We start from the raw sequence: 14,009 nt of genomic DNA on the forward strand, positions 1-14,009 counted from the left end.
TTGGGAAGAACAAAAACACACCAACCTGACATCAACCTGTCACGCGCGAGAATAGTATTAAAGCCCGATGAAATTTCTGCTTGTCGAAGACAATCTAGACCTCGCAAACGCGATCAGTTCCCGCATGAGGTTGGACGGGCATGTGGTTGATAACGCGTCCACATTAGGCGATGCAACTGCCTTTGTTGAAACTCAGGAATACGATCTGATCCTGCTGGATATCATGCTGCCGGATGGGGACGGTCGCGATTTCCTCAAGCGGCATCGCGCGAGCCATTTGGACACGCCAGTAATCGTTTTGACGGCCCGCAGTCAGGTTTCTGATCGAATCGGCTCGCTTGATCTGGGCGCTGACGACTATGTCACCAAACCGTTTGATCATGCCGAACTTGAAGCGCGCTGCCGCGCTGTTCTGCGCCGCAAGTCTGGGAATACGAAGACAACGATAGAAGTCGGCGGCATCGTATTCGACCCTCTGGCAGGCCATCTGACGGTGGGTGACGAGACCGTGTCGCTGCGTAACCGTGAACTGCGCCTGCTGGAATTGTTCATTAGCGCACCTGGTCAGGTTTTTTCGAAACAAAAACTAACCGACCGGCTGTTTTCTTATGATGATGATGTCTCTGATAACGCGATCGAAGTTTATGTGGGCCGCTTGCGCAAGCATCTGGAACCCTCGGACCTGAAGATCACCACCTTGCGTGGGCTGGGATACAGGTTGGATCATGCCTCCTGATCCCAATGTGTCAGGATCACTGCGGAACAGGCTGGTTCTGACACTGATCGGTGGCGCGGCCATACTTGCGTTCCTGCTGTTTGTCGCAGTGCGAAACTATGCTGCGCAGGTCGCGCTACAGGGGCAAGACAACATACTTGGCGCATCAGTGGCCTCTATCCTCGATGCGGCCGCTTTGCGGGAAGGCGTGTTGGAGGTCGATATCCCGTATGCGGCCTTCGCGATGCTAAGCACCCCTGCGGACGACAGGATCTTCTATTCTATCTTTCAGGACGGGTCGTTTCTGTCTGGATACGAGGATTTTCCACCGACCATTGGACCGCATGACGGCAAGTCGCTTTTTAGGTTCAGTCAGATTCGCGGTGAAACCATTCGTCAGGTCAGTGCCAGCCGGACTTTGGTGGGATTGGATAAGCAAACCGAGCTCGTAGTCGCGCTGGGGCAAACACAAGACGCGTTGGCGGAGACTCTGGACCAGATTTCGCGCAATGCGGCGATTCTGGGCGTAGGGTTCTTTGCCCTTGCCGCCGCTCTTTCCTTTTGGGCGACGTCCTCGACCATCGGGCAGTTGAACAGGTTGACAACCTCTGTCACCCGCCGTGGCCCACAGGACTTGAGCCCGTTCAAAAAGCCGGTACCCCGCGAAATGGCCCCTTTGGTTGCTTCACTGAACTCATTGATGGGTCGGCTTGATCAGTCACTGAGCCAGTCAGAAGATTTTATCGCCGAAGCGGCTCACCGCGTTCGCACCCCGCTTGCCACTGTCAGGTCATATGCTGATGCCACTTTGCAAAGAGTTGAAAAAGAAGAAAACCGCGAGGCGCTGCGTTCGATGGTGCGCGCCATTGACGAAAGCTCACGTGCAGCTGGTCAGCTGTTGGATCACGCAATGATCACGTTCCGGGCTGATCATCTTGAGCGGGAAGACATAGACCTGAACGCCTTGGTCCGTGACCTTGTGCAGCGCCTAACACCAATTGCCGAGATGAAGGACCTGTCACTGTCGCTTTGTGGCGACCCACAGGTCATGTATTCAGGTGACCCCATCCTCATTCAAAACGCCGTACGCAACATGATTGACAATGCACTGAAATATGCTCCGGCCGACAGTTCTGTTCGCATCGAAGTCACTTCGGAACCACGGGTTCAAATCCGGGTAAAAGATCGTGGCACGGGGTTCCCCATAAACGAAATTGACACTCTCACGCGCCGTTTCGAACGGGGTAAGAACGCAAGTGGCACCATCGGGTCCGGTCTGGGCCTGACCATCGCGCGGGACGTTGCAACAGCGCATGGTGGAACGCTTGACTTGTCCAACAGGCAGGGAGGCGGCGCTTGCGTTACATTATCGCTTTAGTCTTCCTTTGGTTTCCTGCTGTCACACTGGCGCAAATCTGGGAGGATCGGCAAGTATTCAACGCCGAAGCAGACGAGGCGCATATTCGGGTCATCTCGAGCACGGATACGTTTTTGTTTGAGCCTATGATTTCCGGTTTTATCAAGGAGAACCCTGACATTTCTGTCGAGTATATGGTGACGGGTACTGCCGACATCGATCGAATCGTGCGTGCCGCACCGGAAGATTTCGATATTGTCATTTCCAGCGCTATGGACCTGCAACTGAAACTGGCCAATGACGGATATGGACGCGTGATCGATGACATATCTCTGCCGTCCTGGGCGCAGTGGCATCGCAGTCTTTTCGCCTTCACGTTCGAGCCCGCGACCATCGTGATCAACCGTGCCGCCTTTTCCGGCGCGCCTATCCCGGAGACCCGACAGCAACTGATCGAAGCACTTCGAATGCGACCAGACAGTTTTCGGGGCCGGGTGGGAACTTATGACATCCGCCAGTCCGGTCTAGGGTATCTGTTTGCGACGCAGGATGCCCGTGCGTCAGAAACGTTCTGGCGTCTGATGGAAGTCATGGGCGGTTTGGATGTGCGTCTGTACTGCTGTTCGGGTGACATGATTGACGACCTTGTTAAAGGCGAGATCGCCGTCGCCTACAATGTACTTGGCAGCTACGCGGATGCGCGCGCCGGGCACAAGGATACGCTTGAGGTTATTCTGCCGTCGGATTTTCAGACGACCATGATGCGCACGGCGATGGTGCTTGAAGGTACACCCGTACCTGAATTTGCCGCGTCTTTTGTCCGTCACCTTGTATCCAGTCAATCCAGCCGGGCAGGTGGCAGCCATACCCTCCCGCCTTTGGCACCTTATGACACGGACGAAGAACGTGAAACGATCGGGCTGGATCCAGCGTTGATGACGTTTTTGGACAGATTAAAACGCCGCCGGTTTCTGGCCGAATGGGAAAGCGCGGTAATCCAGAGATAGCCCTGCCGTTATTCCCTAAATGCACGATTGAAGTAATCGGCCAGCGGCTTGACAAGATAGGACAACGGAGTGCGCTCATCGGTTTTGATCAGTGTCTCAACAGGCATACCCGGCAAAAGTTCCTGACCGTTGAGACGGTCCATTTCACCATCATTCATAATCACCTCGGCGCGGTAGAAAGTGAAGCCGGACTGTTCATCCGTGAAAGTGTCGGCAGACACGTTTTTGACCTGCCCGTCCAATTCAGGTGTTTCGCGCTGATTGAAGGCCGGAAATCGCAGAGCGACAGGTTGACCCACGTGCAGCTGATCCACATGGATTGCGTCCACACGCGCGGCGACCAGCAATGGCGTATCCTGTGGGACCACATACATCATGGGTTCGCCCGGCTGAATCACCGACTGCAGGGCAAAGACCTGACTGCCGTAAACGGTTCCGTTGACAGGTGCGCGGATGTCCAAACGTGCCATCCGCTCGGACAGGGACAGTCGGCGTTCCGAAAGTTCAGCAATTTGCGCCTGTACGTCTCGCAAAGTGGTAATCGCCTCCTCCCGGCGGGTTGCAGTCAGTTCAACGATCTGGATCTCGGTTGATGCGATCTGCCCTTTGAGGCGGGCGACAGCGGCTTCCAGTCGACCTATTTCACCTGTCAGGCTGGCTTCTTCCCGTTGCAGGGCCAGCACGCGACTGGTTTGGGTCAATCCACGTTTCAACAGGCTTTGCTGGTCTTCCAGCTCATCCTCGATCAACTCAACCTGACGGCGCAGGGAAACGAGTTGGGCTTGTGTGCCTTCGATCTCACTTTCGATCTGAACCAACTGCTTTTTCAGTTGTTCGTGCTGCTTGGACATTGTTTCCACCCGCGCGTCGAACAAGTTTTGTTGCCCTACAATCAGGTCGGGATCAATGCTGTATTCCTCCTGTACCTCGTGCAACTGCGCCGACAGCTCTTGCGACGAAAGCCCGTCGCGTTCGGCCTGAAGCCGGGCACGCCGGACCAGAAGTTCGAAAAGCTGCGCTTCCACAATCGTCTGTTCGGACAATAGGAAAGTATCATCCAGTCTCAGCAACATCTCGCCCGAGGCGACCACATCACCATCGCGTACAAAGATTTCGCCAACAACGCCGCCATCAGGGTGTTCGACCACCTGACGGTTGCTTTGTACCTCGATCACGCCTGAGGATACGATCGCACCAGCTAGGCGTGTCTTCACTGCCCAAAGGCCCAGTCCGCCGACCAAAATGGCAAGCGCGGCGAATCCTACCAGGGCGGGGATTCTCATACTCCAGGCCTGCGCCTGCTTCTTGGTCGTGTTTTTTGCCATTATTCACCTACGGGGCTAAGCTTGCGCTTAATCGCGCCCGCATTCTGCACCATTGCGCCGAGAACCTCGTCACGACTACCGAACCTGACCACTTGTCCTTTTTCGACAACGGCCAGATCGTCACATTCCGAAATGGCCTGCGGGCGGTGTGTCATGATGATTGCGGCTTTGCCGGCCGCCTTGAGCCCCCTCACGGCTGCGTTCAAGGCTTCGGTGCCATCCGCGTCCAGTGCCGAGTTTGGTTCGTCGAGAATAAGCAGAACAGGGTCGCCATAGAGGGCGCGGGCCAGAGCGATGCGCTGTTTCTGCCCGCCTGACAACTGACTGTCATTGCCTTCAAGGAAGGTACCATAACCTTTCTCCAAAGACAGGATCAGGTCGTGTGCATTGGCTTTTTTGGCCGCGGCCACCACCGCTTCGGAATCCGGGTTCTCCGACATCCGGGCGATGTTCTCGGCCACCGTTCCGTTAAATAGGGTAACCTGCTGCGGCAAATATCCGATATGGCTGCCCAAATCGTTGGAGTCATATTGATCCAGAGTGGCGCCACCCAGCCGAATTTCCCCGGCTGCCGGATTCCAAAGCCCCAGCAACGCCTTGGCCAGTGTCGTCTTTCCCGACCCGCTTTTGCCGATGACACCCAGCGCCTTGCCCGGTTGCAGTTTCAGATTGACGTTCCGCAACGTTGGCGTTGTTGCCCCAGGGGGAATGACAGTCAGCGATTTTGCTTCCAGCTGCGCCTTCGGGATGGGCAAGCGGATCCGCTGCTCTTCGGGTGGGGTCTGATCCAAAAACCGGCTGAGGGAAGTCCAGGCCGTTCGCGCACGTTCAATCATGCCCCATTGGCCAACCGCTTGTTCGACCGGGGCGAGGGCCCTACCCAAAAGGATTGAGCCCGCAATCATCGCGCCCGGTGTCATTTCATTTTGCAGAACCAGCCACGCGCCCAAGGCAAGCATTGCAGATTGAAGAAACAGTCGTAGCGACTTGGTCAGAGATGTAAAACTGCCTGTCCAATCGCTGGCAGAAATGGTTTGGCGTAAGGCATTCGAACGCTGGTCCAACCACCGCTTTGTCACGTCCGCCTGCATACCTTGAGAGCGCACAACCTCTGCCGCTTGTCTCGCATGTTCCGCAAAGGCGTTTGCCCGCGCTGCTGCAGATTGTGCCTCGGCGACTTTCCTGCTGGTCAGCGCCTGATTGAGCAGTGCAATCACGACAAGTAGAACACCGCTTGTCACGGCCAGCCAACCCAGCAGGGGATGAAACAGGAAAATCGCGCCCAGAAAAACAGGCGTCCATGGTATATCCATTACCGCCAGCAGAACGGGGGACGAACACAGGTTTCGAATGGATTCCAGATCACGCAAGGCCGTCGCCGGGGCAGATCGTATTTGCGGCATAAGTGAACGCCGCAGCGTTGCTTCGAAGACGCGCTCATCCAACTGTGACTGGAACCGTGCGCCGAACCGGGCAACGATGCGTCCGCGGGCAAAATCCAGCATCGCCATCAGCGCATAAAGCAACGCCACCAACAAAAATAACGCTGTCAGTGTTTCAACCGCACGCGAGCCCAATACCCGGTCATACACCTGCAACATAAACAATGGGCCCGTCAGCATAAGCAGGTTCACAAAAATGCTGAACAAGAACGCCAAAGCAAGGAACGCGATCCCCTGATTGCGCACATTGCGCAGTTCATGTCGGGGGGCCGCGGATACGCGGTGTTCAGGTTTCAATGTTTTAAATCCATATTATTCGGAGATGCGACCCCGCACTTAAAAAGTTAGATCAGCCTTGCCAAGTTTGCACATCTTTTTTTGGGCAAGAAACCGCGGGTCCTTGGCGTAAAGAAGCACTATTCAGCCGTAGCTGACAAAAAAACCTAACGGCGATTATGGGCACCGTTAGGCGGGCGCTTCAGGATAACGGCAATTCGGGCGGAATACAGCAAGAAAGACGGTCACGCAAAGACCACAACCCGCCAACAAGCCGCAGGCGAGGAAGGCTGTATCGATCCGGCCGCGAAATGACCGAGACCAAATTTTTTCGACTTTATCTGTAGGGATGGCAAGTGTTGTTATATTGTCGGACATTATTGTTTATTTTGTCCTACATTAAATGTAGAAGTGAATGAAACGCGAATCGGAGAAGTCGCACGTGGCCAAAAGAACGCCCCCAAAGGAAAAAGCTGAGAGTGTCGGCAACACCTTGAAGGTGCTACCGGCTGGCAGCAGTGGCCGGGACGTTCTGGAAGCTCTCTCTGGAATGATCGAAGCGGAAGGTTTGAAAGTAGGCGATCGCCTGCCGCCAGAGATCGAAATTGCAAATCAGCTTGGAATCGGACGGGCGAAGGTTCGCGAGGCCCTGACAAGTTGGCAGAACATGGGCATCGTTGTGCGGAACAAGAAAGCAGGGACGCGTTTGGCAGCCGAGGTATCTGCCAACACGATCCATCTCCCACTCACGCTGAAGCTCGAAGCCGAAAGCCTTTTGCGGACACACGCCGTGCGCCGGCCACTGGAAATCGAGGCTGCAAGGTTGGCTGCATTGAATTGCTCAGACGCGCAGCGGCTTTTGATTTCGGCCCGCGTTGCCGAGCTCATAGCTGTTCATTCTGCGGGTGAGGATTGGCGACCGGCCGACTACCGGTTTCACGCGGCACTGCATGAAGCGTGCGGAAACCCACTTTTCGGGCAGTTGATACGGCAAATTCAGAAAGCATTTCACGAAGTATATGACACCCCATTCGGCCAACCACACTTGGGTCAAGCCTCAATTCCAATACATGCGCAGCTGGCTGAAGCAGTTGTCGCAGGCCGTGCAGATGAAGCCGCGCGTATTATCGGCGAGATCATGGACATGGTCGAAGCAGAAGTCCTAGAAATCATGGAAAGTCAGAATGTCTGATTACAGAGACCTTGCAACGCGTCTTGCAACTATCTTCTCGGAAGAGGCAGGTTCGGTCACGCCTCCTATTGTTCAAACCTCACTATTCACCTTTGACAATTATCAGAGTTTTGAAGACCGGGTGGCCGGAAGATCAGAAACAGCCATCTACACGCGCGTGGAAAACCCGACCGTCGCCGCGTTTGAAACGCTCATGGCTGAAGCCGAACAAGGTCAGGCTGCCGTTGCATTTGCTTCCGGGATGGCGGCCATTTCCTCAACGCTGCTGGCATTTGTCAAACCCGGTGACCGGATTGCCTGCGTCGAACACGTCTATCCGGATTCATTCCGGTTTATGGAGCGCATCCTGCGCCCGTTCGGGGTGTATATCGACTACCATGCGCCGGAGCGTTTCGAGAACGACCCCGATCTGCTTGCCGATGTAACGGTGGCCTATCTGGAGAGCCCCGGATCGATTGTTTTTGAGGCGATGGATCTACGTCGTGTCGCAGAGCATGCCAGACGCCACAATGTGTTGACGATAATCGATAATTCATGGGCAAGCCCGGTGTTCCAACGCCCCCTCGCACTGGGCATCGACATCGTCATCCACTCGGCCTCGAAGTACATTTCGGGGCACTCGGACACGGTTGCGGGCGTGGTGGTTGCCTCCCGGGACCATATCGCCCGCATCCGTGATCTGACACTTCCTTTGCTTGGGGCCAAACTGGCACCTTTTGAGGCCTTCCTGCTGACGCGCGGCCTGCGCACGCTGAACGCACGCATGATGCAGCATCAAGCGACGGCCAACATGTTTGTTGATCGCCTGGCCACTGTTCCGCAGGTCAGGCGGGTCAACTCACCAGGCGCCAACGACGTGCCCGGGCTGACGGGGCGGTCCGGACTTATGTCGGTTGAGTTTGATGACAGTGTCGACATCGCCAAACTTTCTGATGCCTTGAACCTTTTCCGCCTCGGTGTGAGCTGGGGTGGCTTCGAAAGTCTGATCCTGCCTGCGCGCGTCGGGCTTGCTCAGGCTGGTGAACAAAACTCAATGCAGAAATTTGGGGTCTCACCCAATCTAGTGCGCCTGAGTCTGGGGCTCGAGTCGGCAGAAGATCTATGGGCCGATTTTTCTTCGGCGCTCGCCGAAAGCACGGCTTAGAACCGTTCGCTCAATAAAATCAACAGGAGGAAAACATGAAGAAACTACTAACTGGAATGACGGCTGCGGCCGTGCTCATGGGATCGGCATCTTACGCTGAGACCACATTGAAACTGGTCGAGGTTATTACAAGCCCCGAGCGTACAGAGGTGCTTCAGGGACTGGTTGATGAGTTTGAAGCCAATAATCCCGACGTCACTGTCGAGATTGTATCGCTACCTTGGGGTAACGCGTTCGAAAAGCTGGCAACAATGGTGGCAGGTGGCGACATCCCTGATGTGGTTGAAATGCCCGATACCTGGCAGGCTCTTTATGCTGGGTCCGATCAGCTGGTCAGTCTCAAGGATCATGTCGCCGGATGGGAACACGGGGCTTCGCTGACTGACAAGACAGTCGCTATGGGCAGCCAGGCGGGTGATCTCTATATGATCCCGTACGGATTCTATCTGCGGGCGATGTTCTACAACAAGAAACTGCTGGCCGAAGCGGGTATCGACACTCCCCCGACAACGATGGAGGAGTTCAAGGCAGCCTCGGCCGCAGTGTCCGAGCTTGAGGGCAAGTATGGGTACTGTTTGCGCGGTGGTCCCGGTGGAACAAATGGCTGGATCATGTTCGCCGCAGCCATGAACGGCACCAACGAGTTCTTCACAGAAGACGGTGTCAGCCGCATCAACGAGCCCGGCTCGGTCGAAGGTATCCAGTTCATGATCGACATGTATCAGAACGGATATGCGCCCAAGGACGCCGTCAGTTGGGGCTTTAACGAGATCGTGGCCGGTTTCTATTCCGGTACATGTGCATTCCTCGATCAGGACCCGGACGCACTGATCGCTATTGCCGAGCGGATGCCTGCCGAAGATTTTGCGGTCATTCCGATGCCTGTCGGACCTTCGGGCAAAGCTTTCCCGACCATTGGGTTCGCAGGTTGGTCGATTTTCAGCGCGACAGAACACGAGGACGAAGCCTTTGATCTGGTTGCGGCCTTGTCGACGCCCGATGCCAATGCAGCGTGGGCAAAGCGTGTTGGTGTCATTCCGATCCACAAAGGCGCCGATCAGGATCCTCATTTCCAGACCGAGCAATTCAAAGGCTGGTTCGAAGAACTGAACGGCGAGCAATATGTGCCAACAACAATGCCAACCAACCTGGAACAGTGGGGCTATTTTGGCAGCACGCTTCTGCTGGAAACCAGTCAGGAAGCCCTGTTGGGGCAGCGCAGCGCGCAGGACGTCGCGGATGAGTGGGCTGAGTTCCTCACCGACGAGCACGCCAAGTGGAAGGCAAAACAGTGACTTCGCGCACTCAGAAAACTGTCAGGCCCGGGGAAACCCGGGCACGACGCTCGCTCTACTTGCAATACATGGTCGAGCCGTTTTTCTATTTGTCACCCGCTATTCTTCTGATCGGTGCGGTGATCATGGTTCCGCTAATCATCGGAATCTCATATTCGTTCCAATCCATTGAGCTGTTGAAGCCTTTTGCTTCTGGCTGGATCGGGTTTGAAAACTACGTTGATCTGTGGGGAGACCGCAAGTTCTGGATCGCGATGGAGAACACGCTGTTCTGGACCTTTTGGTCAATAACGTTCCAGTTTCTGCTTGGCCTTGGCCTTGCCATGCTTTTGAATACACAGTTCTATGGAAAGAAACTCTTTCAGGCGCTTGTTTTCCTACCCTGGGCTGTCCCGACCTTTCTGTCCGCGCTGACATGGGCGTGGCTATTTAACCCTGTCATCGGCCCGCTACCGCATTGGCTGGCCGCGCTTGGCATTCTGTCAGAGCCCTACAATATCCTTGGCGACCCCAAGCTTGCCATGTGGGGGCCGATCACTGCAAATATCTGGTTTGGCGTACCGTTCTTTGCGATCACGCTGTTGGCGGCTTTGCAATCGATACCCGGTGAGCTTTATGAGGCTGCAGAAGTCGATGGCGCGACCCCATGGCAGACCTTCACCAAGATCACCTTGCCGTTCCTTGCTCCGATGATCGCGATCACCGTGATGCTGCGGACGATCTGGATCGCCAATTTCGCCGACCTGATCTACGTGATGACCGGCGGCGGGCCTGCCAATTCGACGCAAATCCTGTCGACCTACATCTTCACCACAGCTTTTCGAAAATTGGACTTCGGCTATGCGTCAACCATTGCTGTGGCGCTGCTGGTGATCCTTCTGATTTACGCCGTTGTCCTGCTCTGGCTTCGTAAGAAGCTGGTCAAGATTTGAGGAGTTGGCCATGTCAGCTGTCAGGAATCCCAACCCGCTGCTGGTTTTGGGTAAATACGCAGCACTTGCGTTCTATCTGATCTTTGCGTTGTTCCCGCTTTATTGGTTGCTCAAGATCGGGTTGACCCCGGACGCGCTGATCTTTTCAGAGGGAACGCGCCTGTTCCCAAGCGAAGTGACCTTTTCAAACTTCAAAACAGTCATTTTTCAGACCGATTTTGTGGCCTATTTCCGGAACTCTCTTGTGGTGTCGCTGGGGGCGGCGTTCTTTACGACATTGTTCGCGGCTGGGGCGGGTTATGCCTTTTCCCGCTTTGTTTTCGCGAGCAAACGGATCATCATTGCCTTGATGCTGGTCACCCAGATGTTCCCGCTGCTGATGATCATCGCACCCATCTACAAGATCATCGCGGACCTGGGGCTGCTGAATTCGCTGACAAGCCTGATCGTTGTCTACACCGCGTTCAACATCCCCTTTGCAACATTCCTGATGCAGTCATTTTTTGATGGCATACCCAAAGATCTGGAAGATGCGGCGATGATGGATGGCTGTACACGGTTTCAGGCGCTGCGCAAAGTGGTGTTCCCGCTGACATTGCCCGGTCTCGGGGCGACGCTTGGATTTGTCTTTACTGCCGCATGGTCCGAGCTGTTGTTTGCGTTGATGCTGATTTCAAAGAACGACGCGATGACATTCCCGGTTGGCTTGTTGACATTTGTTTCCAAATTCTCGGTCGATTGGGGGCAAATGATGGCAGCCGGCGTGCTGGCACTGATCCCAAGTTGCCTCTTCTTCATCTTCATTCAACGCTATCTCGTGCAGGGCCTCACGTCCGGCGCGGTCAAAGGATAGGAGGCCAAATCATGGCACGTATCGAACTTCGTGACGTTGCAAAACGCTATGGATCCGTCGAGGTTCTGCGCAACATCAACCTTGAGATTCAGGATGGTGAGTTCATCGTTCTGGTCGGCCCGTCAGGCTGCGGCAAGTCCACTTTGCTGCGTATGGTTGCTGGTCTTGAACCGATATCAAGCGGCGACTTTCTGATCGATGGCGAGCGCATGAATGATGTGAGGCCAAGGGATCGGGACATCGCGATGGTGTTCCAGTCCTACGCTCTCTATCCGCATATGGATGTCGCTCGGAACATGGGCTTCTCAATGGAAATCCGCAAAACTCCGGTGGCTGAACGCATATCAAAGGTCGCCCAGGCGGCAGAGACGCTGGGGTTGACCAAATTGACGGATCGCTTGCCCAAGGCCCTTTCAGGAGGTCAACGTCAGCGGGTTGCCATGGGGCGGGCCATCATCCGAGACCCACGCGCATTTCTGTTTGACGAGCCATTGTCAAACCTTGATGCGGCTCTGCGTGTCGAGATGCGGCTGGAGATAGCGCGGCTTCATCAAAAACTAGGTGCGACCATGATCTATGTGACCCATGATCAGGTCGAAGCGTTGACGCTGGCAGATCGGATCGTTGTTCTCAACGCAGGGGATATCCAGCAAGTCGGCAGTCCGCTCGAGCTTTATGAAAGGCCGGCCAACAAATTTGTTGCCCAGTTTATCGGCTCACCCACCATGAATGTTGTGCCTGTATTGGGAACTGAAACTGGCGTGAATGTCGGGAATGGGGTTGAAATTAAAATTCTCGATCAACCCCTTGCCGCTCAGGCTAAAGAACTGGGTGTAAGGCCGGAACATATCGATGTCGTGGACAACGGTGCCGGTGACCTGTCGGCCGTGGCGGATGTTGTGGAACATCTGGGGTCGGACACGAACATCTACGTCAATGCCGAGGGGATCGGCCCCATGATGGTGCGCAAGCATGGCAATATCCCGGTGAAATCCGGGGATCGCCTCGGTTTGCGCATTCAAGCACAGAATGCACATCTGTTTGCTTCGGATGGTACAGCGTTGAGACGGGCTTGCTGAGATGGTGGATAATTTGGAAGATTGGGCTTCGCCGCATGCGATAAAACTCCAACCTCGGGATCTTTAGATGAACGATAACCAGCTTTTGCTGCCGGGTTCGCAGTCCGAAGCCGGGTTTTGGATTGAAGCGTCAAGACATCGCGATTGGTTGATGAACCAGGCCATGCGGCAACTTACGTTCTTCAGCGCGAGCTGCCGGGATGAGCCCGGGTTCTATACACTTGGTCACGATGGCCGCCCGTTGCCCGGCAAGCCGCAGGAGCTGCACACGACGACCCGGTTGGTTCATTCTTATGCATTAGGACTTCTGTCCGGTTTCCAAGGTGCTGAACGGATCATTGATCACGGCATGACATATCTCGATAGCCATCACCGAGATCGCGACCACGGCGGATATCTCTGGGCGTTGGATGGGGATCAGATCAAGGATGACCGCAAGCTTGCCTATGGGCACGTCTTTGTCCTTCTTGCCTCGGCAAGTGCGAAACTGGCGGGTCACCCGGATGCAGACAAGCTAATGACAGATGTCCAAAGTGTTCTGGAAAAACACTTCTGGGACGAAGAAGCAGGCCTGTTTCGCGATGAATGGAACAGGGATTGGACGCCGTTTTCCACATATCGCGGAATGAATGCGAATATGCACGGCGTTGAGGCAATGCTGGCCGCCTTTGAAGCCACAGGAGACGAAATCTTCCTGTCCCGCGCCGGTCGCATTCTGGACTTCTTCATTGGCAAAATTGCACCCGGTGAAAACTGGCGGCTTCCCGAACACTATTCGTCTGATTGGCAGATCAACCGGGATTATGCGGGTGACCCGATGTTCAGACCTTACGGAACAACGCCGGGGCATTCGTTCGAATTGGGTCGGCTTCAGCTTCAGCATTGGGATTTGTCAGGCCGAACGAACCCCAATGCTCCGTACAGGGCGCGCCGCTTGATTGCGCAGGCTTTGAATGATGCGTGGCTGCCTGGCGGCGGGTTGGCCTATACTCTTGATTTTGATGGTCGCGTTGCCAATGCTTCGCGGTTCTGGTGGCCCATCACCGAAGCCATAGGGGCGGTTGCCGCTCTGATCGCGCTAGACAGAAGGCCAGAAGACGAGGAGTGGTACAGAAAGCTCTGGACCTATGCGAGTGAAACACTTGTGGATCATCGACATGGCGGCTGGTTTCCAGCAGTGGATGGGGCAGGGGCTGTAGTGACATCTATTTTTGACGGCAAGCCGGACATCTACCACTCGTTGCAAGCCTGTCTGTTTCCGCTGTCAGGACGTTTGTCGAGGATGATGCCGCTTTAGGTTTGGAAAATCCTCAGTTGCGGCTTGTCTTACCCGAGTCAGAATCCGGTGCAGGGTCTTGTCGAATATCCGCAGACTACAAATCGTAGCCTGCG

At 55.1% G+C, this 14,009-nt stretch carries 12 protein-coding genes; 10 read left to right on the forward strand and 2 right to left on the reverse strand.

What is annotated here, in order from left to right:
* Positions 1-67: 67 nt before the first annotated feature.
* Genes ACR0JI_RS09220 through ACR0JI_RS09230 form a run of 3 tightly spaced genes read left to right on the forward strand, consistent with a single transcriptional unit; the run spans position 68 to position 3,079 of the window.
* Positions 68-736 (forward strand): response regulator transcription factor, encoded by a 669-nt coding sequence (locus ACR0JI_RS09220; protein ID WP_267366073.1) that lies wholly within the window; start codon positions 68-70, stop codon positions 734-736.
* Entirely contained in the window at positions 726-2,093 is a 1,368-nt protein-coding gene (locus ACR0JI_RS09225) for a sensor histidine kinase (RefSeq protein WP_480477302.1), read from the forward strand. Before ACR0JI_RS09220 ends, ACR0JI_RS09225 begins: the two co-directional genes overlap by 11 nt.
* On the forward strand, positions 2,072-3,079 hold the full coding sequence (locus ACR0JI_RS09230) for an ABC transporter substrate-binding protein (RefSeq protein WP_480477300.1): 1,008 nt from the start codon (positions 2,072-2,074) through the stop codon (positions 3,077-3,079). Before ACR0JI_RS09225 ends, ACR0JI_RS09230 begins: the two co-directional genes overlap by 22 nt.
* A gap of 8 nt (positions 3,080-3,087) precedes the next feature.
* Here the strand turns inward: ACR0JI_RS09230 and ACR0JI_RS09235 are convergent, their stop codons facing one another.
* On the reverse strand, positions 3,088-4,362 hold the full coding sequence (locus ACR0JI_RS09235) for an HlyD family type I secretion periplasmic adaptor subunit (protein WP_480494108.1): 1,275 nt from the start codon (positions 4,360-4,362) through the stop codon (positions 3,088-3,090).
* A 41-nt stretch (positions 4,363-4,403) separates the two neighbouring features.
* Complete coding sequence (locus ACR0JI_RS09240) at positions 4,404-6,143, reverse strand: type I secretion system permease/ATPase (RefSeq protein ID WP_480494110.1); 1,740 nt, start codon at positions 6,141-6,143, stop codon at positions 4,404-4,406.
* 394 nt (positions 6,144-6,537) lie between these two features.
* Here ACR0JI_RS09240 and ACR0JI_RS09245 point away from each other — a divergent pair, with 394 nt between their 5' ends.
* From ACR0JI_RS09245 to ACR0JI_RS09275, 7 genes are all read left to right on the forward strand, one after another.
* The gene (locus tag ACR0JI_RS09245) at positions 6,538-7,314 is read left to right on the forward strand and encodes a FadR/GntR family transcriptional regulator (RefSeq protein WP_480494112.1); all 777 of its coding nucleotides are present in this window, start codon (positions 6,538-6,540) and stop codon (positions 7,312-7,314) included.
* The gene (locus ACR0JI_RS09250; RefSeq protein ID WP_480494114.1) at positions 7,307-8,458 is read left to right on the forward strand and encodes an aminotransferase class I/II-fold pyridoxal phosphate-dependent enzyme; all 1,152 of its coding nucleotides are present in this window, start codon (positions 7,307-7,309) and stop codon (positions 8,456-8,458) included. The genes ACR0JI_RS09245 and ACR0JI_RS09250 overlap by 8 nt, the downstream gene beginning before the upstream one ends.
* 35 nt (positions 8,459-8,493) lie before the next feature.
* On the forward strand, positions 8,494-9,753 hold the full coding sequence (locus tag ACR0JI_RS09255) for an ABC transporter substrate-binding protein (protein WP_480494116.1): 1,260 nt from the start codon (positions 8,494-8,496) through the stop codon (positions 9,751-9,753).
* Complete coding sequence (locus ACR0JI_RS09260; RefSeq protein ID WP_480494118.1) at positions 9,750-10,685, forward strand: carbohydrate ABC transporter permease; 936 nt, start codon at positions 9,750-9,752, stop codon at positions 10,683-10,685. The genes ACR0JI_RS09255 and ACR0JI_RS09260 overlap by 4 nt, the downstream gene beginning before the upstream one ends.
* A 10-nt stretch (positions 10,686-10,695) precedes the next feature.
* A complete protein-coding gene (locus ACR0JI_RS09265) occupies positions 10,696-11,538 on the forward strand; it encodes a carbohydrate ABC transporter permease (RefSeq protein ID WP_480494120.1) in 843 nt (280 codons plus the stop codon).
* Between the two features lie 11 nt (positions 11,539-11,549).
* Positions 11,550-12,617 carry an ABC transporter ATP-binding protein gene (locus ACR0JI_RS09270; RefSeq protein WP_480494122.1) on the forward strand — a complete coding sequence of 356 codons (1,068 nt, stop codon included), beginning with the start codon at positions 11,550-11,552 and terminating at the stop codon, positions 12,615-12,617.
* A 67-nt stretch (positions 12,618-12,684) separates the two neighbouring features.
* Positions 12,685-13,914: an AGE family epimerase/isomerase gene (locus ACR0JI_RS09275; RefSeq protein WP_480494124.1), complete on the forward strand. Its 1,230-nt coding sequence runs from the start codon at positions 12,685-12,687 to the stop codon at positions 13,912-13,914.
* Positions 13,915-14,009: the final 95 nt, after the last annotated feature.

Source organism: Ruegeria sp. N10, from assembly GCF_056531545.1.